Origin of the sequence: Paraburkholderia antibiotica, from assembly GCF_012927125.1 — a bacterium.
Lineage (GTDB): Bacteria > Pseudomonadota > Gammaproteobacteria > Burkholderiales > Burkholderiaceae > Paraburkholderia > Paraburkholderia antibiotica.
On sequence record NZ_JABBFZ010000001.1, the window covers coordinates 509,459 to 533,693 of the forward strand.

Sequence of the window (24,235 nt, forward strand, 5' to 3'; positions counted from 1 at the left end):
GCGTGCGCCGCTGCACGCGCCGGCGGCAATAGCGCGCCTGCTGTAGAATTTGGCCCTCAGTCCGGCGTCGTCAGCGACGCCTCGTCCCGAAGGTCATCGTCGATGCAAATTCAGATTCACAAGGAAGTCGATGCGCGCGGGCTCATGTGCCCGCTGCCCATCCTGCGCGCCAAGAAGGCGCTCGCCGACATGGAAAGCGGCCAGATTCTCAAGGTGCTCGCCACCGATCCCGGCTCGCAGCGCGATTTCGCCGCGTTCGCGAAGCAGACCGGCAACGAGATCGTCGAAAGCTCGGCGCAAGACAAGGTGTTCACGTTCCTGATGCGGCGCCGTTGAGCGGTCCTGCCCTGAGCGGCCCCACTGGTATTCGGTAAAAAAATCCGCGTCATGTAAAAAGAAGGCGCTGTTCCCGTGAGGGGACAGCGCCTTCTTCGTTCCAGCCTGCGGGCGGCCCGTTGGCCGCCGTGCTGTGCTGAACCGTCAGCCTTCGAGAACCGGCGAGCGGGTGCGCAGATATTCGTCGAAATCGGCGGCCACTTCCGGGTGACGCAGCGCGAACTCGACCGTCGCCTTCAGATAGCCGAGCTTGCTGCCGCAGTCGAAACGCGTGCCGTGGTACTTGTACGCGAGCACCTGTTCGTCGGCGAGCAGCGACTGGATCGCGTCCGTCAGCTGCAGTTCACCGCCCGCGCCCGGCTTGATCGAGCGCAGATGATCGAAGATGCGCGGCTTGAGCACGTAGCGGCCCACCACGCCAAGGTTCGACGGCGCCACGCTCGGTTCCGGCTTCTCGACGATGCCCGACATCTTGATGATCGAGTCTTCCCATTCCTTGCCGTCGACGATCCCGTACGACTTGGTGTCTTCCGGTGGAATCTCTTCGACGCCGATCACCGAGCTGTGATAGTGATCGAACACCTCGATCATCTGCGTCATCACGGGCGGCTTGCCGTACAGCAAGTCGTCCGCGAGGATCACCGCGAACGGGTTGTCGCCCACCAGCTTTTCCGCGCACAGCACCGCGTGGCCGAGACCGAGCGCTTCGGCCTGACGGACGTAGAAGCAATCGACGTGGCTCGGCTTGATGCTGCGCACCAGTTCGAGCAGCTTGGCTTTGCCGCGTGCCTCGAGTTCAGCTTCGATCTCATAGGATTTGTCGAAATGGTCTTCGATCGCGCGCTTGCTGCGGCCCGTCACGAAGATCATTTCGGTGATGCCGGCCGCCATCGCCTCTTCCACCGCGTACTGAATCAGCGGCTTGTCGACGATCGGCAGCATTTCTTTCGGGCTCGCCTTCGTGGCCGGGAGGAACCGGGTGCCAAGACCGGCTACCGGAAATACCGCCTTCGTAACTTTAAGCATGTGATTACCCTGAGTCCTCTGGTTTAAGTCCTTGCCCGCCGGTGAGGGGCGGGCAAGACACGTCGATCAGACCGGCAAGCGAGCCAGTTGGGCTTTCAGCTTGCCGACGGTGGCTTCGAAATCGGCGAGCCGTTTCTGTTCCTGTTCCACGACCACCGGCGGCGCCTTCGCGACGAAGCTTTCATTTTGCAGCTTGCCGTTGCATTTGGCGATTTCGTTGGTGAGGCGCGCGATCTCTTTCGACAGGCGTTCGCGTTCGACCGCCACGTCGATTTCGACCTTCAAGACGAGCTTGTCGCTCCCTACGATAGCAATCGGCGCGCCATCCGCCTGCGCGTCGAGTGCCGCTTCGTCGGCGATGATCTGCACTTCGGACAAACGCGCCAGCGCCTGAGCGTAAGGTGCGAAAGTGCGCAGGCGCTCCGCGTTGCCGGTGGCCAGCAAAGGCACCTTGACCGCGGGCGACAGGTTCATCTCGCCGCGCAGATTCCGGCATGCGTCGATCACCGCCTTGAGGTCGGCCGCCCACTGTTCGGCTGCTTCGTCGAGCTTCGACGGCTCCGCGATGGGGTACGGCTGCACCATGATGGACGCTTCGCCATCGATTTTGCCTTCGGGATAGCGTCCGGCGAGCGGCGCCACTTTCTGCCACAGCGCTTCGGTGATGAACGGGATCACCGGATGCGCGAGGCGCAGCACCGTCTCGAGCACGCGCAGCAGTGTACGGCGCGTCGCGCGCTGCTGGTTCGGCTGACCCGTCTGGATCTGAACCTTGGCGAGCTCGAGATACCAGTCACAATATTCGTCCCAGACGAACTTGTATATGGCGTTGGCCACATTGTCGAAGCGATAGTCGGCAAAACCCTTGGCGACGTCCGCTTCGACGCGCTGCAGTTGCGACACGATCCAGCGGTCCGCCGGCGAGAAATGCAGATGGCCGTCCGGGCCGCATTCGCCGCATTGCGACGGCTGACCGAAGCCGCAGTCCTGGCCTTCGCAGTTCATCAGCACGAAGCGCGTGGCGTTCCACAGCTTGTTGCAGAAGTTGCGATAGCCCTCGCAGCGCGCGAGGTCGAAGTTGATGTTGCGCCCGAGCGTGGCCATCGACGCCATCGTGAAGCGCAGCGCGTCGGTGCCGAAGGCGGGGATGCCGTCCGGGAATTCCTTGCGGGTCTTCTTCTCGATCGACGCGGCCTGCTTCGGGTTCATCAGGCCGGTGGTGCGCTTCGCGACCAGCGCGTCGAGGTCGATGCCGTCGACGATATCGATCGGGTCGAGCGTGTTGCCCTTGCTCTTCGACATCTTCTGGCCTTCGGCGTCGCGCACGAGGCCGTGCACGTAGACCGTGTCGAACGGCACCTTGCCGGTGAAGTGCGTGGTCATCATGACCATGCGCGCGACCCAGAAGAAGATGATGTCGAAGCCGGTGACCAGCACCGACGACGGCATGAAGTGCTTCAGATCTTCCGTTTCGTTCGGCCAGCCGAGCGACGAGAACGGCACCAGCGCCGACGAGAACCACGTGTCGAGCACGTCGTCGTCGCGCTTCAGCGAGCCGGTGTAGCCGGCCGCGGCGGCCTTCGCGCGCGCGTCTTCTTCGTTCTTCGCGACGAACACTTCGCCGTTTTCGCCGTACCACGCCGGAATCTGATGACCCCACCACAGCTGGCGCGAGATACACCAGTCCTGGATGTTTTCGAGCCACTGGTAGTACGTGGTGGTCCAGTTTTCCGGCACGAACCTGATCTGGCCGTTGCGGACCACGTCGAGCGCGGTTTCGGCGATCGATTTACCCGGATTGAACGTGCCCTCCGGTGCCGGCTTGCTCATCGCGACGAACCACTGGTCGGTCAGCATCGGCTCGATGACGACCCCGGTGCGGTCGCCGCGCGGCACCATCAGCTTGTGCGGCTTCACCGATTCGAGCACGCCGAGCGCTTCGAGATCGGCGACGACCTGCTTGCGGGCTTCGAAACGGTCGAGACCGCGGTATTTTTCGGGCGCGTTGTCGTTGATCTTCGCGTCGAGCGTGAGGATTTCGATTTGCGGCAGCTTGTGGCGCAGGCCGACCTGGTAGTCGTTGAAATCGTGCGCGGGCGTGACCTTGACGACGCCGGTGCCGAACTCGCGGTCGACGTAGTCGTCGGCGATGACGGGCACTTCGCGGTTCGACAGCGGCAGCGTGACGGTCTTGCCGATCAGGTGGGCGTAGCGCTCGTCTTCCGGGTGGACCATCACGGCGGTGTCGCCGAGCATGGTTTCCGGACGCGTGGTGGCGACGGTCAGATGACCCGAGCCGTCGGTGAGCGGATACTGGATGTGCCACAGGTGGCCGTTTTCTTCCTCGCTGACCACTTCGAGGTCGGACACCGCGGTGAGCAGCACCGGGTCCCAGTTGACGAGACGCTTGCCGCGATAGATCAGGCCCTGTTCATACAGGCGTACGAACACGTCGCGCACGGCGGCCGACATCTTGTCGTCCATCGTGAAGTATTCGCGCGACCAGTCGATCGACGCGCCGAGACGGCGCACCTGATTCGTGATGGTCGAGCCCGACTGCTGCTTCCATTCCCACACGCGTTCGACGAACTTCTCGCGGCCGAGGTCATGGCGAGACACGCCCTGCGCATCGAGTTGCCGTTCGACGACGATCTGCGTGGCGATACCCGCGTGGTCGGTGCCCGGCACCCACAGCGTGTTCTCGCCGAGCATGCGGTGATAGCGGGTGAGACCGTCCATGATGGTCTGGTTGAACGCGTGGCCCATGTGCAGCGTGCCGGTGACGTTCGGCGGCGGCAACTGGATCGAGAAATCCTTACGGTTGGCGTCGAAGGAGGGCGCGGCGTACGCGCGCTTTTCCCATTCAGGGCCCCAATGGGCTTCGATGGTGTGGGGTTCGAAGCTTTTTGCAAGCGTCGAGGTCGGGTCGCTCGGGGTGTCGCTCATGTTTCTGGTTAAAAGCCGGTTTTTTGGATTCGGAGAATGGTTGATTATAGCTGGAGGAGGTTTTTCGCCGTTCGGCGCTTTTCTTGTCGTTCTGGCTTGGTTGGCCTTTCCTTGTTGTGTTATCGGTCTATTAGCGTTGCCCCTGTGCGGGGCGGCACCTACTTTCTTTGCTTGCTGCAAAGAAAGTAGGCAAAGAAAGCAGCTTCACACCGCTAATTCTTAAGCGGGCACCCCGGTCAACCACCGGTAGTGGTGCATCTGGAATCTGTCACCTCGCACACTCCCCGTTCGTGACAAGGCAGTCATCCTTCCGGCGACGCTACGCGCGCCGAAGCCCCGGTCACCAACCATCGGTCGTTTCGGCATGTCGCCAGGAGCAAGCCCGGCTTAACCGATTGGTTGTTTTGGTGTGTCACTACGCACGGCCTTGATCTCACCACCGGTCTCCGGGGCGGCTGGCCGAGGCGCAGCCGACGGCCCCCACAGAGCAACCAACCCCACTGGTTTCCCAGGCAGACCCGTCCACGACGCACGCAGTGCGCAGTGGGAAGCATGACGGCTTTGTCACTACCGTCGAATGTGCGAGGGCACAGATTCCAGATGCACCACTACTCCCTCCAAGCCAGGGGACCCACTTAAGAGCTTGCGGTGTGAAGCTGCTTTCTTTGCCTACTTTCTTTGCAGCAGGCAAAGAAAGTAGGTGCCGCCCCGCACAGGGGCAACGCTAATAGACCAATAACACTGCAAGGAAAGGCCAACCAAGCCAGAACAACGAAAAAAGCGCCGCCCCGCCCAAGGGGCACCAACAAAGCCAGAACAACGAAAAAACCAGGCCAAGCCCTGCCCAAGGGCAACCCCTCCCTTGGGGCATATAATGTTGGTCGCTCTGCCGTCCGCCAGAAAAAATGCCCGATCTCCTCTCGAATCTGAACCCCGAACAACACGCCGCCGTCACGCTTCCGAATGAGCCCGCGCTGATTCTCGCCGGCGCCGGCAGCGGCAAAACCCGCGTCCTGATTACCCGCATCGCGTGGCTGATCCAGCAAGGTCTCGCGTCGCCCGCCACGGTCCTCGCGGTGACCTTCACCAACAAGGCCGCCCGCGAAATGATGGCGCGTCTGTCGGCGCTCCTGCCGATCGACACGCGCGGCATGTGGATCGGCACCTTCCACGGTCTGTGCAACCGCATGCTGCGCGCGCATCACCGCGACGCCGGTCTGCCCGCCACGTTCCAGATTCTCGATACGGCAGACCAACTGTCGGCGATCAAGCGCCTGATGAAGGGCCTCAACATCGACGACGAAAAGTACCCGGCGAAAAATCTCCAGTACTTCATCAACAACGCGAAAGAGCAGGGGCTGCGTCCCAAAGACGTCGACGCCACCGACAACTTCAACCGCAAGTTCGTCGAGCTCTACGAAGCCTACGACCAGCAATGCCAGCGCGAAGGCGTGGTCGACTTCCCGGAGCTGCTGCTGCGCTGCTACGAACTGCTCGCGCACAATCCGCCGCTGCGCGCGCATTACCAGGCGCGTTTCAGGCACATCCTCGTCGACGAGTTCCAGGACACCAACAAGCTGCAGTACGCGTGGCTCAAGCTGCTCGCGGGTGAGCACAACGCAATCTTCGCGGTCGGCGACGACGATCAGTCGATCTACGCGTTCCGCGGCGCGAACGTCGGCAACATGCGCGATTTCGAGCACGAATTCAGAGTGCGCAACCTGATCAAGCTCGAACAGAACTATCGCTCGCACGGCCATATTCTCGATGCCGCCAACCAGCTGATCGCGAACAACTCGCGCCGTCTCGGCAAGAATCTGCGCACCGACGCCGGCCACGGCGAACCGGTGCGCGTCTACGAATCGGCGACCGATTCGCAGGAGGCCGGCTGGATCGTCGAGGAAATCAAGGCGCTCATCAGCACCGGCACCTCGCGCAGCGAAATCGCGATTCTTTATCGCAGCAACGCGCAGTCGCGCACGATCGAGCACACGCTCGTCAATGCGGGCATCGCGTATCGCGTGTATGGCGGCCTGCGCTTTTTCGAGCGTCAGGAAGTCAAGCACGCGCTCGCGTATCTGCGCCTGATCGACAATCCGAACGACGACACCGCGTTCGCCCGCGTCGTCAATTTCCCGACGCGCGGCATCGGCGCGCGTTCGCTCGAACAGCTCGCGGACTCGGCGCGTCTGTACAACTGCTCGATGGCCGCGGCGATTCCGTACGTCGCGGGCAAGGCAGGCTCGAGCCTCGCCGCGTTCGCGAATCTGGTCGGCAGGATGCGCGCGGAAACGCAGCAGATGAGCCTGCCGGAAACCGTCGAGTACGTGGTGCGCACGAGCGGTCTCGCCGAGTTCTATCAAAACGAGCGCGAAGGCCAGGACCGCCTCGAGAACTTGCAGGAACTCGTCAACGCGGCCGCCGCGTTCGTCAGCGAGGAAGGCTACGGGCTCGACACGCCCGCGCGCTCGATCCCGCTGCGCCCCGGCGCCAGCACCGCGCCCGAACTCGCGGTCGCGACCGACGATCCGAACACCGTGGTCCTCGACGCCCCGGACATCGCCGATCCGGCGCAGAACCCCGACACGATGACGCCGCTCGCCGGCTTCCTGTCGCACGCGTCGCTCGAAGCCGGCGACAACCAGGCGCAGGCCGGCCAGGAAGCGGTGCAGCTGATGACCGTGCACGCGGCGAAGGGCCTCGAATTCACGGCGGTGTTTATCACCGGTCTCGAAGAGGGGCTGTTCCCGCACGAGAACAGCGCGATGGAGTCCGACGGTCTCGAGGAAGAGCGCCGTCTGATGTACGTCGCGATCACGCGTGCGAAGGAGCGGCTGTATCTGTCGTTTGCACAGAGCCGGATGCTGCACGGCCAGACGCGTTACAACATCCGTTCGCGCTTCTTCGACGAACTGCCGCAGGAAACGCTGAAGTGGTTGACGCCGAAGGTCGAGGCGGGTTCGCGCTGGGGCGGTCGCTCGGATAACGCCGGCTACGGGCGCGACTGGTTCGCGCGGCCGGGCTATGGTGGCGGTTCGGCCGCGGCATCGGTGGCATCCGCGCCGGCGCCGGCGTTCGCGAACGAGCAGCGCGCGGCCGACACCGGCTTCCGGGTCGGTCAGCAGGTGTTTCACACGAAGTTCGGCGAAGGCACGATCATCGCGCTCGAAGGCAACGGTACCGACGCGAAGGCCCAGGTCCGCTTCAAACGGCACGGCGAGAAGTGGCTCGCGCTGGCGGTGGCGAAACTGCAGGCGGTCGAATGAGCACGACGACTTCTGCTGCCATGGCCACGCCGCAGGCCACGGCCACGGTGCGCCCGCTCGGCATTCTGGCCGCGTTGCCGCAGGAACTCGGCGACCTGATCGACGCGATGCGCGCCGAGTCCGGCGTGCACACGGTCACGCACGGCCGGCGCGATTATCACGTCGGCAGCGTGCGGGGCACGCCGTGCGTCGTCACGCTCGCGCGCGTCGGCAAGGTTGCGGCGGCCGCGACGGCGAGCGCGCTGATCCACGCGTTCGACGTCGAGGCGATCGTATTTACCGGCGTCGCCGGGGGCGTGAGCCGCGACGTGCATGTCGGCGACATCGTCGTTGCGAGCACGCTGCTGCAGCACGATATCGACGCGTCGCCGTTGTTTCCGCGCTTCGAAGTGCCGCTGCTCGGCATGTCGCGTTTCTCGACCGATACGGCGCTCGCCGAGCGGCTCGCGGCCGCATGCGAGCGTTTCGTCGCGGAAGAGGGCGCGGCCTGCGCGGCGCGCTTCGGCACGCGCGAGCCGCGTGTGCATCGCGGTTTGATCGTGAGTGGCGATCAGTTCGTCGCGAGCGCGGCGGCGGTGGGTGCGTTGCGCGATGCGCTGCCCGATGCGCTCGCGGTCGAGATGGAAGGCGCGGCGCTCGCGCAGGTCTGCTACGAGTACGGCGTACCGTGCGCGGTCGTGCGCACGATTTCCGATACCGCCGACGACCACGCGCCCACGTCGTTCATGTCGTTCCTGACCGAGATCGCGGGCACGTATTCGAATGCGATCCTCGCGCGCTTTCTCGACGCGCCCCGCGGCGCGGGCTGAGTTTTGGGCGGGCGGCGGCGGGCGGCGGGTTAGGCGCGGTTTTTCGCAGAGCTTTCGCGCCACCTTCGCTCAATCCGAGCCGCTTTCCCGTTCGTTTCTCGCACTAGCTTCTCGTACCAGTTTCTCGCGCTAGTTCTTCCCGCCGTCGCCGAGCGCGTCGCGCACCTGCTGGAGCGCGGCCGGGTCTTCGATAGTCGGCAGCTCGCCCGGCTCGCGGCCCTCGGCGAGCGCCGCGATCGCGCGGCGCAATAGCTTGCCGGAGCGCGTCTTCGGCAGCATCGACACCATCACCACGCGCGCGGGCCGCGCGATCGAACCGAGCTGACGGTCGACCGTCATCGCCAGTTCGGCTTCGAGGCGCGCGCGCTCGCTCGGATCGCCTTCGGGTTGCGCGCTGCGCAGCACCACGAAGGCCATCGCCGCCTGCCCCTTCACCGGATCGTTGACGCCGACCACCGCCACTTCCGCGACGGCCGCGTGACTCGACAGCGCCTCCTCGATTTCGCGCGTGCCGAGCCGGTGACCCGCGACGTTGATCACGTCGTCGGTGCGGCCGAGGATCGTCACGTAGCCGTTTTCGTCCTGCACGCCCCAGTCGAAGGTCGAATAGACCTGCTGGTTCGGCACGCTCGACCAGTAGGTGCTGACGAAGCGCCGGTCGTCGCCCCAAACCGTCGACATGCAGCCCGGCGGCAGCGGATAGTCGAGCGTCAGCACACCTTTTTCGCCGACCGCGCAGGGCTCGCCGGTCAGCTCGTCGCGGATCGTCAGGTTGTAGCCGACCGACGGCACGCCCGGCGAGCCGAGCTTGTTCGGCAGATCTTCGATGCCGCGCGGAATCGCCAGCATCGGCCAGCCGGTTTCGGTCTGCCAGTAGTTGTCGATCACCGGCTTGCTCAGCGCGTTGGTGATCCACTCGGCGGTCGGTTCGTCGAGCGGCTCGCCGGCGAGAAACAGCGTGCGCAGGCTCGACAGATCGGCGGCCTTGAGTAGCGCCGGGTCCTGTTTTTTCAGCACGCGCAGCGCGGTCGGCGCGGTGAACATGATATTGATTTTGTGCTGCTCGACGAGCCGCCACCAGATGCCGCCGTCCGGGCGGATCGGCGTGCCTTCGTACATCACCGTGGTGAGCCCCGCGATCAGCGGCGCGTAGACGATGTAGCTATGGCCGACCACCCAGCCGACGTCGGAAGCCGTGAACATCGTGTCGCCGGGCTTGCCCTGGAAGATGTATTCCATCGATGCCGCGAGCGCGACCGCATAACCGCCAACATCACGCTGCACGCCCTTCGGCTTGCCGGTCGTGCCCGACGTGTACAGCACGTACGACGGCTCGTTCGATTCGAGCCATTCGCACGGCACGTGGGCGTTGAAAAACTGCTCGCGCAGCGGCTCGTAGGCGACGAGGTAGGGCGCGTTCAGGCGCTCGGGCGCGAGCTGCCGGTCGATCAGCAGCACGTGCGGCGTCTTGTGCGCGGCGCGCGCGAGCGCTTCGTCGACGAGCGGCGTGTAGTCGATCACTTTGCCACCGCGCGCGCCGGCGTCGGCGGTGACGATGAGCGCGGGCTTCGCGTCGTCGATGCGTGCCGCGAGGTTCGGCGCCGCGAAGCCGCCGAATACGACCGAATGAATCGCGCCGAGCCGCGCGCACGCGAGCATCGCGAAGAGGGCCTCGGGGATCATCGGCAGATAGATCAGCACGACGTCGCCGCGCTTGACGCCGAGCGAGCGCATCACCGCGGCCATCCGGTTGATTTCCGCGTGCAGCTCAGCGTACGTGTAATGCCGCTCGATGCCGGTTTCGGTCGACACGTAGATGAGCGCGTTCTGCTGCGCGCGTTCGGCGAGATGACGATCGACGGCGTTGTGGCAGAGGTTCGTACGGCCGCCGACGAACCAGCGCGCGAACGGCGGCTTCGAGCGGTCGAGCACGGTGCCGAACGGCGTGTGCCAGTGAATGCGCTGGGCTTCGTCGCGCCAGAAGGCTTCGGGGTTATCGATCGAGCGGCGGTGGAAATCGCGGTAGCGGGTCATCGGCGGCGATCCTCGTGCGGCGGGAGTGGACGGGGTTGGCGGTGAGACTTCCGTGCAAATTTTGCGCCCGGTGCGGCGCGGCTGCGCGCATCAGCTTAGAGGGGCGTGGCGGTGGGGGCAACGGGGGTTGTCCATAGGGACAATGGGCTCGCGCTCCAACAAAAGACCGCAATCGATTTTGCGCCAAAAAATGGGCCGTTGCCCATTTCGTATTGGGTTGGCGGCGGGTAGGGTGGCCGAGCCCGTGACGAGGCGTTGACGCACCGTCACGGCTCAGAAGTGTGCGGCTGCGGCACTGTTGCTGAAAAGGGCTTCGTAGTGGCTCGCTTTTCACATTGGCGCCATGCATTGCGCTGTCCGCACACGTGAAGCCGATAAGCCTCCTGGTCTGCTGCACTTCGCGTTTGCGGAAGAACGGATAAGGAGGCCAAGGAAATTTTTCCCTCCAGCTCAGAGGTTCGCATGTCCGATCGATACGCTGCCGAGCGAGGCACGCCGAGCGTTCCCGCTTGCGCGAAATCGCAGATATCACTTGGTTTCAACGGGCGCTTTCTGACCATGAGTGGCCCCGTTACCCGTATCTATGCCGCGGTGTCAGGTAGCCCGGATAGTGCGGGAAGGTTCGACCATTCACTGGAGCGCCAGCGTGAAAGAAGCAAGGGGCCGATTCCCATTGGTCAATACTGGATTGAGCCTTTGCAGATGTGGGAAAACCACTGGTATAACCTGGCTGCGCGTGCATCGTGGGGAAATCACCGGATTACCATTCATGTCTATCCAGGAACGCAGACATATGGACGGGGCGGCTTTTTTATTCACGGTGGCACCCACGCAGGCTCCGCCGGTTGCATCAACCTGAAGGCCGGAATGGACTTATTCGTACGCGACTTGAGGCAGGCGGCAGCGCAGTCGCCAGATTGCTACATTCCGCTAAGCGTGAGGTATTGACGTGCCGAAGTTCAAGATGGCCAGTGTGCTCGCCGGGGGCGTTCTGTTTGCTTTTATCGCCGCCGTGATCGTCTTCAATGCGATTAATCTGAACGAGGCATATGGCCGCGGTGAGCCCTATTATTCGCGCACGACGAACATGGATAAGTGGAGTGATCCGCTGCCGATTTTGGCCGCCGTTGATGGCGCCGCCGTTATTCTGATCGCAGGCGGGGTTTTTCTGTGGAGACGTATCGGGAAAGCTATGCGGTGATTGGTGTTCGCATTGCAATTAGCGATCAACAATCTGTCAGCTACCTGGTCGTGTCGCCGAAGGCAGAAATACAAACAAAAGCGCCGCCCCCGAAGGAGCGGCGCTTATAGACCAGGAATTCCAGGCGCGGGCCACCGCTTAACGACAAAGCCAAAATGCGTCGCCCTACCCAGGGACCCCGTTCAAGCCTTAACCCGCTTCCCCTCAACATCCGGCAACAACACAGTCAGCACCCCGATCAGCGGCAAGAACGAACAAACCTTATAAACGAACGCAATACTCGTCGCGTCGGCCAACTGCCCAAGCACGGCGGCGCCCACACCGCCCAACCCGAACGCAAATCCAAAGAAAAGCCCCGCGACCATCCCGACCTTGCCCGGAATCAACTCCTGCGCGTAGACCAGAATCGCCGAGAATGCCGACGCAAGCACCACCCCGATCACCACCGTCAGCACGCCGGTCCAGAACAGGTTCGCGTACGGCAGCAGCAGCGTGAACGGCGCCACGCCGAGAATCGATACCCAGATCACGTACTTGCGGCCGATCTTGTCGCCGATCGGGCCACCGATCACCGTACCCGCCGCCACCGCCGCCAGGAACACGAACAGATGGATCTGCGCGGCCTGAACCGACAGATGGAACTTGTCGATCAGATAGAACGTGAAGTAGCTGTTGATGCTCGCGAGATAGAAGTATTTCGAGAATACCAGCAGCACCAGTACGCTCATGGCCATGATGACCTTGTTACGCGGCAGCATCGCGTGTGCGCCCTGGCCGCGCGCCTTCTTCACCGACGGATGGCGCTTGTACCAGCGGCCGATCTGCGTCAGCACGACAATCGCGACAAGCGCCGCCGCCGAGAACCACGCGATGCTGCGCTGGCCATGCGGAATCACGATCAACGCGGCCAGCAGCGGTCCGAGCGACGAACCCGCATTGCCGCCAACCTGGAACAGCGACTGCGCAAGCCCATGACGGCCGCCCGACGCCATCCGCGCCACGCGCGACGATTCCGGATGGAACACCGACGACCCGCAGCCGACCAGCGCCGCCGCGATCAGCAGCACGCCGAAATTCGCCGCCACCGACATCAGCAGCAGACCGGCCAGCGTGAAGCCCATGCCGACCGGCAGCGAGTACGGCTTCGGATGCTTGTCGGTATAGCTGCCGACGAGCGGCTGCAGCAGCGACGCGGTGATCTGATAGGTCAGCGTGATCAGGCCGATCTGTCCGAACGACAACGCGAAGTTCTCCTTGAACATCGGGTAGATCGCGAGGATCAGCGACTGGATCATGTCGTTGAGCAGGTGCGAAAAACTGATCGCACCGAGCACGGAGTAGACCGTGTGCTGGACATTGCCCGCCGCGGGCGCGGCGGAAGTGGGCGGCGTGGTCGCGCCCGTGGCGGAGGCGCCGGCAAGGGCGCTTTTATCGAGACTCGTTTCCATACGCTAGAAAAAAGAGATCAGGCAAACGGTGGGAAGGGAAATCGGCAATGAGCCGGTGCGGGCAGCGCGCCTCGTAGGCGCGTTACGCGAAGCTTTGCGGCATTTCGTCGCGGCAACCGGCGTTGTAAGTATTTAGGCGAAGTTTAATGTGGCTTGAGTGAATTGTAAGGACAAGTTTTGTCGTGAATCGGACATGGGGTCGGATGCAGATGGGCGCTTTGGCTAAAGACGCTTTGTCCCGGTAGCACGCCGGGGTGAATTTCTGGAGCGTTTTATCGTCGCGGGACGAGCGCGGAGAATGGCTCGCTCGACGATCCGGCCTGTGGACCGAAGGCGAAGGCGAGGGGGAGGGTGACGGGGAACGGTGCGGCCGTAAACGGCAAAGCGGGCGCCGCGATGGGGATCGCGGCGCCCGCTTTGCTGCTACTTCGTTTTTGCTTTCCGCCTGACGGTGTCGCAGGCGTGGTGAGTATCACGCTCGAACGTGATGAATCTACGTTCGAGCACGCCAGGGTCGACGGGTCTCAGCTCGCCTTGGCCGGCCCGGATGCCGTATCCGACTTCGCATCCGACCTGGCATCGGCTTTCGAAGCCGACCCCGAGCCCGGCTGGACCACCACCGTGCAGGTCGTACCCGCCGCGAGCATCACGTCGTCGGGGACCGAGTCGATCTTCACGCGTACCGGCACGCGTTGCGCGAGGCGCACCCAGTTGAAGGTCGGGTTCACGTCGGCGAGCAGTTCGTGGCTCTGCGGATTGTCGCGGTCGTAGATACCGCGCGAGATGCTTTCCACGTGGCCTTGCAGCGTGCCGCCGCTCATCAGCTTCACTTCGGCCTTGTCGCCGACGCGCACGCGCGGCAGCTTGGTTTCCTCGAAGTAGCCGTAGACCCAGAACGAGTGACTGTCGACGATCGCAAGCTTCGCGTTGCCGGCGGTCGCGTAGTCGCCGCGGAACACGCTGAGGTTGGTCACGTAGCCGTCGACTGGCGACACGACACGGGTGCGATCGAGGTTCAGCTTCGCGGCGTCGAGCGCGGCGAGCGCCTGCTGGTAGGCGGCGTCGGCGGCCGACGCGGTATGCGTCGCGTTTTCACGGCTTTCCTTCGATACCACCAGCGAATCCATATCGGCACGCCGCTGCGCGTCGTCGCGCTTCATCTGCAACTCGGCGCGGCGCGCGGCGACGGCGGCCTGCGCCTGCTCGACGGCGATCTGGTAGTGCGACGGATCGATCTGCATCAGCAGGTCGCCCTTCTTCACGAACTGGTTGTCCTTGACCGGCAGATCGACAACCGCGCCCGACACGTCCGGCGCGACGTTGATGATCTCGGCGCGCACGCGCCCGTCGCGGGTCCACGGCTCGTCCATGTAATGGACCCACAGCACGCGGCCGATCAATATCGCGACGATAAAAATAACGGCTGTCGCAATGAAGCCCACAAGATTTCGGATGGTCATGTTTCGACTCTGGATCAACGATAAACGGCGAGGCCGAGAAGGCCGCACACAGACACGAGCAAGCTGGCCCGGAACAGGGAGGGGTGCCACACCACGCGATACAGGCCGGTATAGGCGATCACGCGATCGAGCACCCAGGTGAGCGCGGCGCCCGCGATGAACAGCAGCACGATGGCCGGCATGTAGGCATCCAGCACGGCGATATCACGTGGCATGGGGAACTCCTTCTGGTGACGCGCTGTTGCCTGCGCCCATCGCCGAAGCGAGCGGCGACTGCGGATCGAGCAGCGCGGTACGGATGAAATGCAGATGACTGAGAATGCGCAGCAACTGATGGCGCTCTTCGCGCGGCGGCGTGAAGCCGGCCATCATCTGCTGCACTTCGGCGATGGCGCGAGAGGTCGCGGCAAGCGCGTGTTCGAAGCGGTCTTCGCGCGGTCGCTCGAACAGCGCGGCGAGCGCATCCAGCAGCGCGCCGAGCGTGACCCGCCACGGCATGGTCTTGCCGTAGCGTGGGTGCGAGGGCAGCGTGGACACTTCGCGGCGCAGATCGATCACCGCGTTGCCGACTTCGAGCACCGAGAACAGCCAGCGCAGCGTGTCGCGCTTCGTCTCGGGCTCGTTCTGCGACAGTGCGTTGATCTGGAACATCAGATCGCGCGCGCCGCTCTCGAAGCGCGAGCGCACTCGCGCGAGACCCGTGCGGCCGGCCACCACCACCTGGCGACGCAGGTCGACCAGCAGGCGCTTGCGCAGCCAGGGCGTGGACGGCGGCAGCAGCACCGCGAATGCGATCGACGACACCAGCATCGACAGCACCAGCGCCAGCGCGTCGTTCATGAACGCGCTCGGGTCGTAGTGCACCACGTTGTCGGGACCAGCGAGAAAGCAGAAGAAGATGCAGTAGCCCATGCCATAGCCGGCCAGTTGCGGGCGGGTCGTCATGAACACGCCGAGCAGCAGGAACGGCGTGAGCGCGATGCACAGCAGCACGAAGCCGTCGATATGCGGATACACGCCGAACACCGCGAGCATGCCCATAAACGTCGCGAGCACCGTGCCGCCGGCCATCTGGAAGGCGATGCGCTTCGGATCCGGCGCCGACGACGCGAGCGCGCAGGTGGCCGCGGCGTTCAGCACCAGCGTCGAGCCGCTCGGCCACGCGGTCGCGATCCAGAACGCGCCGAGCACCATCATCACGATGGCCGCGCGCAGACCCGCGACGCCCGCCGCGATCGCGTTCGTCTTCGGCTCGTAGCGGTCGATCCAGCGCTCGCGCGCGTGCGTGTCGACCGCGAGCGATGCGTAGGTTGCCGCGTACGCGTGCAGATCGTCGATGAAGCGGTACAACAGTTCGGAGGCCGTATCGAAGTCGAGCAGTGGCGCGTCGGGATGCACTTCGAGCTCGGCGCGGGTCGCGCGCACGCGCTTCGGCAGCTCGGCTTTGTAGGCGTCGAGTTGCGCGGCGGCCTGCGCGGCGTCGGTTGCGGTCAGCACCGGCTCGCCCGAGTTCGCGAGCAGCGGCGCGATTTCGCGGAAGTACGGCTCGAGCGCATCGATCGCAATCGACGCGCCGTGCGTGCCGCTCGTGCGCAGACGGTTCATCAGTTGATGCAGCGCGTGAAAGCGCGTCGACGCGGTCATGAACTCGCTGTTCAGACGCGCAAGGCGCCCGCCGCGCATCCGCGAATCGGGGCCTTCGAACACGGCGACACTCCGCGCGGCCTCGAAACCGACGATGTCGGCGATGAAGCGCGCGTTGATCGCCTCGATCTGCGCGCGGTCGTTACGCCCGGCGAGCGATGCCGACACGTATTCGACGAAGGCCGAGAAACGCGCGCGCACGGTGGTGCGCATCTGCAGGCCGGCGAAGCGCGGAAACACGAGGCCGCTCACCGCGCCCGCGCAGACGATGCCGAGCACGACTTCAGCGACTCGCGTGAGCGCGGAGAGGAACGCGCCGTCCGGATGCTGCGAGGCCGGAATGCCGATCAGCGCGGCCGTGTAGCCGGCTAGCACGAAGCCGTACGAACGGAAGTTGCGGTTGCGCGCGGCGCCGGCGGTGCAGATGCCGACCCAGATCGCGGTCGAGATGATGAACAGTTCCGGCTGCTGCGAGAACAGGCCGATCAGCGCGAGCATCACGACGAGGCCGACCAGGGTGCCGCAGATCCGGTAGAAGCTCTTCGCGAACACCGCGCCGCTTTGCGGCTGCATCACGATGAACACGGTCGTCATCGCGGTGCGCGGCTGCGGCAGATCGAGCTTCATCGCGATGCCGAGCGCGAGGAAGCACGCGGCAAGCGCCTTGAACATGTAGATCCACGTCTGGCCGTCGGTGCGCGCCCATTCGACGAAGGCCTTGTGGAAATCGGCCAGCGAAGCCGGGCGCGCGGCGTGAGAAGAAGGGACGGACATGGCCTTCCTTACTCGGCCGCGGCGGCGCGCGGCGCGCGCGAGGCGGCAGCGCTTGCCGATGCCGAGCTGACGGTGGTGGCCGTGGCGTTCGCTTGCGCGTTTGCGTGAGCGTCCGCCGGCGTGTCGACCCCGGCGTTCGTCTTGACGGTGGCCTGTGCGTCCGCCGGCGCGCTCGCCTGCGTGTCGGCCGGTGCCGCGCCGCCGCTCTTGCCCTTGCCATGCGCCGGCAGCGTTTCGTTGTCCTGCGGGCCGTTGGCCGGATCGTCGAGACCGCCGCCGAGCGCCGTCATCAGCGACGCATGCGCGCCGAGACGTTCGGCGTGGATCTTCGCGACGCCTTCCTGCGCGCGCAGCAACTGGTTCTGCGCGATCAGCACGTTCAGATAGTCCGTCAGACCACGCCGGTAGCCTTCGCGCGACAGTTCGTAGTTTCTGCGGGCCGAGGCGACCGAGCGGTCGGCGTCTTCGGCCTGGGTCGACAGCGAGCGCAGGCGGATCACCTGGTCGGAGATGTCCTTCAGCGCATTGACGATCGACTGGTTGTAGCGCTCGACCGCCTCGTCGTAACCCGCCGACGCCGCGCCGAGCTGCGAGCGCAGTCGGCCGCCGTCGAAGATCGGCAACGTCAGCGCCGGACCCGCGCTCCAGCTATGAGACGGATTCTTCAGGAACTGGAACAGCGGCCCCATGGCCGCATAACCGCCGATCGACGCGAGCAGGTTGATGTCCGGATAGAAGTCGGCCTTCGCGACGTCGATCCCGCGCGCCTGTGCGGCGACCGTCCAGCGCGCCGCGACCACGTCGGGGCGATGGCCGATCAGATCGGCGGGCAGCGTGGCCGGCAGACCGGCGGACGCCGCCAGCGACAGCGTCGGGCGCTGCAGCGCGTCGCCGGCGCCCGGCCCCTTGCCCGCGAGCGCGGCCAACTGGTTGCGGCCGAGCGCGATCTGTTCCTCGATTGCGTCGATCTGGCGCTCGTATTCGGGCATCGGCGTTTCGGCCTGGCTGACTTCGAGCTGCGTGCCGATACCGCCTTTGAGGCGCCGCGTCGCGAGGTCGACGATCTGCTGCTGTTGCTGCAGCGTCGCCTTGGCGATGTCGAGCAGCGCGTAGTTCATCGACATCTCGACGTAGGTGCGCACCACGTTCGCCTGCAATTCGAGCTGGGCCGCGCGCGCGTCGGCGGCGCTCGCATGCGCGAGGTCGAGTGCGCGCTCGGCGGCGTTCCTGTCCTTGCCCCACAGATCGAGGTGGTACGCGAGGCCGAGCGTGCCGGTGTTATTCCACGACTGCTCGCCGGCGAGCGGGCCCGGACCGTAGTAGAGGTTGTCGGCCCATTTCTGACGCTGGATCGACAGGCTGCCGTTGACCTGCGGCGCGAGCGCCGCGCGCGCGACGCCGGCCATCGACGCCGCCTCGCGCACGCGCGCCTGCGCGACCGCGAGACTCGGATTGCCGGCCTGCGCGGTTTCGATCCACGCGTTCAGTTGCGGATCGTTATAGACGCGCCACCAGTCTGCGGCGGGCCATTGCGCGTCGGCGTTGGCGGCGCGGATCGCGTTGCCCGCGTCGAGCGAAGAAGGAGCAATCGTGCGCGTTTGCGGCGCGATGCCTCCGGTACTTGCGCACCCGGTGATTGTTAATAGGATCGTAAGAACCGCGGCTGCGGCGATCCCGTTGGGTACCGGAGACTGCACGATTTCCTCCAAAATTGACTATAGAAGCTTGTGCGCAATTATATTTTTCGATCGATTGCGGAATAACCGGTAAAGGTGCAAGGCATTTTTACGAGACGTGAGATAATTGCCTTTGCGAATCGTGTAACAATCGCCACCGATTAATCGCCATGTCGCTGCCAATGACCGGACAAGTACGAAAGTGCTCGCGCCGGACCGCACAGTGGCGCGGCATTGGACCGGCATGAGCGCCGCAACGGTGACGCCGGATCGACAGGGGAAGGGGTATGGACACGCTTCAAAACATGCGCGTTTTCGTCCGCGTCGTTGAAGCCGGCAGCTTCACGGGCGCCGCGCAGCATCTGAATACGACGACGGCTTACGCATCGCGCGCGGTCTCCGATCTGGAAGCGCACCTGCGCACGCGGCTCCTGAACCGGACCACGCGGCGCATCGCGCTGACCGAGGCCGGTGAGCGCTATCTGCAACGCTGCGAACAGATTCTTGCCTACGTGGACCAGGCCGAGGCCGAGGCGAGCGATGCGCATGCGCGCCCGTCCGGCAAGCTGAAGGTTCACGCGATGACGAGCTTCGGCCAGCACTACGTGGTGCCGGCCGTGGGCCGCTACCAGGAGCGCTATCCGGACGTGCATATCGAGCTGACGCTCGCGCAGCGCATGCCCGATCTGCTCGACGAGGGCTTCGACGTGTCGCTGACGCTCGCGACCGGCCTGCCGGATTCGGGGCTCGTGTCGCAGCGCCTGGGCAGCGCATTCAGCATTGCGTGCGCGTCGCCGGAGTATCTGGAGCGGCACGGCGTGCCGTTGACGCCGTCGGATCTCGCGCAGCACACCTGTCTGCAGATGGTCTCGCCGGTGTACGCGCCCGACAAATGGACCTTCGACGGCCCCAACGGCGAGGAAACCATCTCCCTCGGCGCGGCGACGTTCCAGGTGAACGTTGCCGAGGCGATGGTGGGGGCCGTCTCGCAGGGCATGGGCATCGCGCTGATTCCGATCTATTCGGCGATCAGCGGTTTGCGCAGCGGCAAGCTCGTGTGGCTGTTGCCCGAATACATGTCGCAGGAAATGAATCTGTATGCGCTGTACCCGTCGCGCCAGTATCTGGACGCGAAGATCCGCACGTGGGTCGAATTCCTGCGCGACGAACTGCCGTCCACCCTGGCGGCGGATCAGGCGGAATTGCGGCAGTTTGCGCGGTCCTGAATGTGGTTTTGAACGTGGTCCTGAATGTCGTCCTGAGCGCGGTTCCGATGCCGCGCTTGCAGATGCGGCTCGGAGCGTGCCACGCGTGCTCTTGCAATGCTTGACGTTTGAGTGATGCGCGGCGTGACAGGCTGTTACATCCGCGTCGCACCGCAACACTTCCTTACTTCTCGCGCCAAGTCGATTTGTTAACGTGTCGTTCACGCGTCGCCGCTACGGCGAGACGCGCTGGATTCGCCGCCGGTCGGCACCCTGCACAACCACTGAAGGACGACAAATTCATGGATACGCACCTGATGATCGGCGTGGCCGTCATGTTTGGACTGATCGGAATCGCTGCATCGCGCGATCTGCTGCGCCGCATGCGCGAACAGCAGCCGCAACTGGTGCCGGTCAAGGTCGAGCCGCAGGATGCGCCGCGTCGCGAGCGTTGAGGGCAGGAGCGTGGCCGCAATGGCCCGCTTCGAGGTGGTGTTGACGTTGGCGCGATGGAAGTCGATGCACGTTTAGCGCGCGTGGGTTTTCAGCTTTTTCAGTCGCTTTTTCCCCGAGTTTCTTCTTTCCTCGCCCAGTGCGCCGTTGTCTGTTCCCAGGCTGCGCGGGTGCTGCAACGCGCTTCGCTCCGACTCGCTAGATCTCGACAACCTTATCCCACGCAAATAGCGGATTTTCCCACTCACGCGTGCGTCGATCGAAATAGCCGCGCGGATTGCACACGACGCGCGTGCCGTCCACCACGTAGTCGAACGATGTATGCGTGTGGCCGTGAATCCACAACGCGACCGGTGCGCGCACGAGTTCCGGCAGATGATTGACGAAGCCCGCCGACACACGGTCTTGCGCGTAACGCTCAGCCAGACTCAGCCGATGCGGCGCATGATGCGTGACCACGATCGTCTGGCCCGCGAACGGCTTCGCGAGTTCGCCTTCGAGCCATGCGCGCGCGTGCCGGTGCAGCGCGAGCGAATCGGCGGGGGTGAAGTCGCGCGCGGCGTCGTGCGGATCGTGCGGCCAGTTCATCTGGATCAGCCCGAGATAATCGAGCATCACGCGGCGCGCGGCATCGATCGAGGTGTCGAGCGCCTCGGGCGTCGCGCCGTACAGCTCGAAGTCGGTCCACAGGGTCGTGCCGAGCACGCGCCAGCGGCCGTGCGGATCGACGAGCGCCGCGTTGTTCAGCACGTGCACGTTGTCGAGCTGTTCGGCCGCGTCGAGCATTGCGCGTTCGAGCGCGCCGAACTCGCCGTCGTAGTACTCGTGATTGCCCGGCACGTAGACGACCGGCACCGAGTCGTCGAATGCCTGCGCGGCCCAGCGCGGGCCTTCCGCATGATTGTGGATGTCGCCGGCCAGCACGACGAGATCGGCCTGCGCATGCGGGATCAGTTCGGGCTCGTCGTTTTCCAGATGCAGGTCGGACAGCACACGAATCTTCACGGACGCGACTCCTGAAAAAACGCCTGCGCGCCAGACCGCGCAGGCTTTGCCCATTAGCGTAGCACCTTGCCCGGATTCATCAGGTTCAGCGGATCGAGCGCGGCCTTGATTGCGCGCATCATCCGTACCTCGACGTCCTGCTTGTAGTGCGCGGCTTCGTCGATCTTCAACTGACCGAGTCCGTGCTCCGCGCTGATGCTGCCGCGATGCGCGTGCACGCTGTCGTAGACGATCTGGTTGATCGGGCTTTGATACTGCTGCAGAAACACCTTGGCGTCGACGCCTTCGGGCGCCTGCACGTTGTAGTGCAGATTGCCGTCGCCGAGATGGCCGAACGTGACCATTCGCGCACCCGGCGCGGCCGCGGCGACGGCGGCGTCGGTCGTCTCGATGAAGTGGCCGATGCGCGAGATCGGCACCGCGATGTCGTGCTTGATGTTCAGCCCTTCCTCGGCCTGGGCGAGCGGAATGTGCTCGCGCAGATTCCAGAACGCGCGCGATTGCGCGAGGTTTTCCGCGACCACCGCGTCTTCGACCAGCCCCTGTTCGAGCGCCGTTTCCATCAGCCCCTCGAACAGCGCGCGCGCATGCTCCTCGCTTTCGCTGTCCGACAGTTCAAGCAGCACGACTTGCGCGTGCGGCTCGGCGAACGGATAGCGCATCTGCTCGAAATGCCGGCCGACGAGGCGCAGGCAGAAATCCGACATCAGCTCGAAGCCGGTCAGAAGAGGTCCGGCGACGCGTTGCGTGAGCGCGAGAAAGTCGAGCGCCGCATGCGGCGACGCGAGCGCGGCGAGCGCGGTGACGCGCGCGGCCGGCTGCGGATGCAGCTTCAACACGGCCGCGGTGATCAGCCCCAGCGTGCCTTCCGCGCCGATGAACAGATCGCGCAGATCGTAGCCGGTGTTGTCCTTGCGCAAGCCGCGCAGACCGTCCCACAGTTCGCCTTGCGGCGTCACGACTTCGAGGCCGAGACAGAGCTCGCGCGTGTTGCCGTAGCGCAGAACGCCGGTGCCGCCCGCGTTGGTCGACAGATTGCCGCCGATCGTGCAGCTGCCTTCGGCCGCGAGGCTCAGCGGGAACAGGCGGCCGGCCGCTTCGGCGTGCTTTTGCACCTCGGCGAGGATCACGCCGGCTTCGACGGTGATGGTGTTGTTGTGCGGATCGATGTCGCGCACGCGATTCAGACGCCGCAGGCTGATCACCGCTTGGGCGCCGCTTGCGTCGGGTGTCGCGCCGCCCGCGAGGCCGGTATTGCCGCCCTGCGGCACGACGGCGACGCGATGCTCGGCGGCTAGCCTGACGAGCGCGGCGGCTTCGTTGGCGGTGGCTGGACACAGTACCGCGCAGGCCGCGCCGGTGTAGCGGCGACGCCAGTCGGTCAGGTAGGGCGCGGTGTCGTGCGGGTCGGTCAGCACGTGGGCGGCGCCGATGGCGTCACGGCAGGCGGCGAGAAAAGCGGTGTGGGTCATGTGAGTCGGTTGGCGGTGTTGGGGCTGGCGAAAAGTTGGCGGTGCGCGGTGGGCAGGGGCTGTCTGGATGCGCTATGGCAGGTTCGTTAAGTCTGCATGCGGCATGCGGCTAGAAATCCGACGTCTCATGCCGCGAGCGGCCAGGCCAGTCGTTTTACTCATGGCCGCTCTCGCTCTGGGACTCGTCACGACGCGTCCCGTTCGCGGGATTCGCGCCCGCCTGCTTCGCCCTGCGTTTTGCCGCGCGCTTGAACGGCCCGACGTAAGCGAGCGTGCTTGCAAAAAAGATCACGGCGAGCGCCGCTTGCAGCCAGCCGAGCCGGGAACTCAGCCCGAAGTCGCTCCAGCCGCGCACGACGCCCTCGGCGAAGTACAGCAGGATCAGCATCGACGCCCATTGCAGCGTATAAAGCCGGCGCCGCCACACGCCCGGCAGCGCGCTCAACAGCGGCAACGCCTTGAGCACGAGCAGCGAGCCGCCGGGGCGCAGCGGCGCGAGCCACCATTCCCACGCGATGGCGAGCGCGATCATCGCGACCAGCGTGACGGACGCCAGCAGCGCGGCGGCCGCTTTCGGCTGCACGGGCGCGGCGCCTGTGTGCAACGGTGCGTTTGCCGCGGAACGGGCGGAGGTCGATTCGCTCATGTCCGCAGGTGCATTTGCGACGCTGTCCGGCGCGGCTTCAGAAGCGCGCGCGGCGCGTGGCTCGGCGCCAGGTTCGGCCGGTTGCTGAGCCGCTTTGCTCACGGTCTTTCGCTCATCGACGCCGCGGTGCGCGCGACGCGTGCGCCAAGCGCGACCGCGAGCGTGCGTTCGTCGGCGGAAATCCCTTGCCCGGCCGTGCCCGCGCGCGCGAAATGCGACGCGCCGTATGGCGTGCCGCCGGTTTGCGTGGTGGACAGCGCGCTCTCGGTGTAAGGGATGCCGACGATCAGCATGCCGTGATGGAGCAGCGGCAGCATCATCGACAGCAGCGTGGATTCCTGGCCGCCGTGCAGGCTGCCGGTCGACGTGAACACGCAGGCCGGCTTGCCGGACAGGGCGCCTGCCAGCCATTGCGGTGTGGTGCCGTCGAGAAAGTATTTGAGCGCGGCCGCCATGTTGCCGAAGCGGGTCGGCGAGCCGAGCGCGAGGCCTGCGCATTCCTCGAGGTCGCGCAGCTCGACATACGGTGGTCCTTCGGCGGGGATGTCCGGCTCGCTCGCCTCGCAGACCGTGGAAACCGCCGGCACGGTGCGCACGCGCGCCTGCATGCCGGGAACGCTGTCGACGCCGTGCGCGATCGCCAGCGCGAGTTCGCGGGTGGCGCCGTGACGACTGTAATAGAGCACGAGAATGTCTTTCATAGGCCTCATCGGTGAACGGGTATTATAGGGGCTCGGTCCGCTGCACAGGCCACTCATAGCCGTTCGGCCAGGTGGTCCTGGCCGGGCATCGCGCGCGTTTCGCGCAGTCCGGAATTAGCGGTTCAGGAAGCAA

General features: G+C 64.9%; 19 protein-coding genes. 7 read left to right on the forward strand and 12 right to left on the reverse strand.

Annotated features, from left to right (window positions below):
• The first annotated feature begins 108 nt into the window (after window positions 1-108).
• Window positions 109-336, forward strand: coding sequence for a sulfurtransferase TusA family protein (locus tag HHL14_RS02325; RefSeq protein WP_075301700.1), 228 nt, complete (start codon window positions 109-111; stop codon window positions 334-336).
• A gap of 144 nt (window positions 337-480) precedes the next feature.
• Here the strand turns inward: HHL14_RS02325 and galU are convergent, their stop codons facing one another.
• Window positions 481-1,362, reverse strand: a complete 882-nt coding sequence (gene galU / locus HHL14_RS02330; protein ID WP_169495956.1) for a UTP--glucose-1-phosphate uridylyltransferase GalU — start codon at window positions 1,360-1,362, stop codon at window positions 481-483.
• Between the two features lie 66 nt (window positions 1,363-1,428).
• Window positions 1,429-4,308 carry a valine--tRNA ligase gene (locus tag HHL14_RS02335; RefSeq protein WP_169495957.1) on the reverse strand — a complete coding sequence of 960 codons (2,880 nt, stop codon included), beginning with the start codon at window positions 4,306-4,308 and terminating at the stop codon, window positions 1,429-1,431.
• 905 nt (window positions 4,309-5,213) lie between these two features.
• On the opposite strand from HHL14_RS02335, the gene HHL14_RS02340 reads away from it, so the two are divergent.
• Complete coding sequence (locus HHL14_RS02340; RefSeq protein ID WP_169495958.1) at window positions 5,214-7,574, forward strand: UvrD-helicase domain-containing protein; 2,361 nt, start codon at window positions 5,214-5,216, stop codon at window positions 7,572-7,574.
• Window positions 7,571-8,383, forward strand: coding sequence for a 5'-methylthioadenosine/adenosylhomocysteine nucleosidase (locus HHL14_RS02345; protein ID WP_169495959.1), 813 nt, complete (start codon window positions 7,571-7,573; stop codon window positions 8,381-8,383). The genes HHL14_RS02340 and HHL14_RS02345 overlap by 4 nt, the downstream gene beginning before the upstream one ends.
• 129 nt (window positions 8,384-8,512) lie before the next feature.
• Here the strand turns inward: HHL14_RS02345 and HHL14_RS02350 are convergent, their stop codons facing one another.
• Complete coding sequence (locus HHL14_RS02350; RefSeq protein WP_169495960.1) at window positions 8,513-10,417, reverse strand: propionate--CoA ligase; 1,905 nt, start codon at window positions 10,415-10,417, stop codon at window positions 8,513-8,515.
• Between the two features lie 462 nt (window positions 10,418-10,879).
• Between HHL14_RS02350 and HHL14_RS02355 the strand changes: the two genes are divergently transcribed.
• Window positions 10,880-11,365: a tlde1 domain-containing protein gene (locus tag HHL14_RS02355; RefSeq protein WP_169495961.1), complete on the forward strand. Its 486-nt coding sequence runs from the start codon at window positions 10,880-10,882 to the stop codon at window positions 11,363-11,365.
• 1 nt (window position 11,366) lies between these two features.
• On the forward strand, window positions 11,367-11,618 hold the full coding sequence (locus tag HHL14_RS02360) for a hypothetical protein (RefSeq protein WP_407945250.1): 252 nt from the start codon (window positions 11,367-11,369) through the stop codon (window positions 11,616-11,618).
• Between the two features lie 182 nt (window positions 11,619-11,800).
• On the opposite strand, the gene HHL14_RS02365 is transcribed toward HHL14_RS02360, so the two are convergent.
• From HHL14_RS02365 to HHL14_RS02385, 5 genes are all read right to left on the reverse strand, one after another.
• Window positions 11,801-13,066: an MFS transporter gene (locus tag HHL14_RS02365; protein WP_169495962.1), complete on the reverse strand. Its 1,266-nt coding sequence runs from the start codon at window positions 13,064-13,066 to the stop codon at window positions 11,801-11,803.
• Between the two features lie 524 nt (window positions 13,067-13,590).
• Window positions 13,591-14,526, reverse strand: a complete 936-nt coding sequence (locus HHL14_RS02370; RefSeq protein WP_169495963.1) for an efflux RND transporter periplasmic adaptor subunit — start codon at window positions 14,524-14,526, stop codon at window positions 13,591-13,593.
• Between the two features lie 14 nt (window positions 14,527-14,540).
• Complete coding sequence (locus tag HHL14_RS02375; protein WP_169495964.1) at window positions 14,541-14,741, reverse strand: DUF1656 domain-containing protein; 201 nt, start codon at window positions 14,739-14,741, stop codon at window positions 14,541-14,543.
• Window positions 14,731-16,944, reverse strand: a complete 2,214-nt coding sequence (locus tag HHL14_RS02380; RefSeq protein ID WP_169495965.1) for an FUSC family protein — start codon at window positions 16,942-16,944, stop codon at window positions 14,731-14,733. Before HHL14_RS02380 ends, HHL14_RS02375 begins: the two co-directional genes overlap by 11 nt.
• An 8-nt stretch (window positions 16,945-16,952) precedes the next feature.
• On the reverse strand, window positions 16,953-18,641 hold the full coding sequence (locus HHL14_RS02385; RefSeq protein ID WP_169495966.1) for an efflux transporter outer membrane subunit: 1,689 nt from the start codon (window positions 18,639-18,641) through the stop codon (window positions 16,953-16,955).
• 266 nt (window positions 18,642-18,907) lie between these two features.
• On the opposite strand from HHL14_RS02385, the gene HHL14_RS02390 reads away from it, so the two are divergent.
• Window positions 18,908-19,846, forward strand: coding sequence for a LysR family transcriptional regulator (locus HHL14_RS02390; RefSeq protein WP_169495967.1), 939 nt, complete (start codon window positions 18,908-18,910; stop codon window positions 19,844-19,846).
• Window positions 19,847-20,127: 281 nt separating this feature from the next.
• Window positions 20,128-20,280: a hypothetical protein gene (locus tag HHL14_RS02395; RefSeq protein ID WP_169495968.1), complete on the forward strand. Its 153-nt coding sequence runs from the start codon at window positions 20,128-20,130 to the stop codon at window positions 20,278-20,280.
• A gap of 196 nt (window positions 20,281-20,476) precedes the next feature.
• Here the strand turns inward: HHL14_RS02395 and HHL14_RS02400 are convergent, their stop codons facing one another.
• The 4 genes from HHL14_RS02400 to wrbA all read right to left on the reverse strand — a co-directional run bounded on the left by HHL14_RS02400 (window position 20,477) and on the right by wrbA (window position 24,102).
• Window positions 20,477-21,283, reverse strand: a complete 807-nt coding sequence (locus HHL14_RS02400; protein ID WP_169495969.1) for a metallophosphoesterase — start codon at window positions 21,281-21,283, stop codon at window positions 20,477-20,479.
• Window positions 21,284-21,336: 53 nt separating this feature from the next.
• Window positions 21,337-22,755: an FAD-binding oxidoreductase gene (locus HHL14_RS02405; RefSeq protein ID WP_169495970.1), complete on the reverse strand. Its 1,419-nt coding sequence runs from the start codon at window positions 22,753-22,755 to the stop codon at window positions 21,337-21,339.
• A 154-nt stretch (window positions 22,756-22,909) separates the two neighbouring features.
• Window positions 22,910-23,401 carry a DUF2069 domain-containing protein gene (locus tag HHL14_RS02410; protein WP_169495971.1) on the reverse strand — a complete coding sequence of 164 codons (492 nt, stop codon included), beginning with the start codon at window positions 23,399-23,401 and terminating at the stop codon, window positions 22,910-22,912.
• Window positions 23,402-23,499: 98 nt separating this feature from the next.
• The gene (wrbA, locus tag HHL14_RS02415; protein WP_169495972.1) at window positions 23,500-24,102 is read right to left on the reverse strand and encodes an NAD(P)H:quinone oxidoreductase; all 603 of its coding nucleotides are present in this window, start codon (window positions 24,100-24,102) and stop codon (window positions 23,500-23,502) included.
• Window positions 24,103-24,235: the final 133 nt, after the last annotated feature.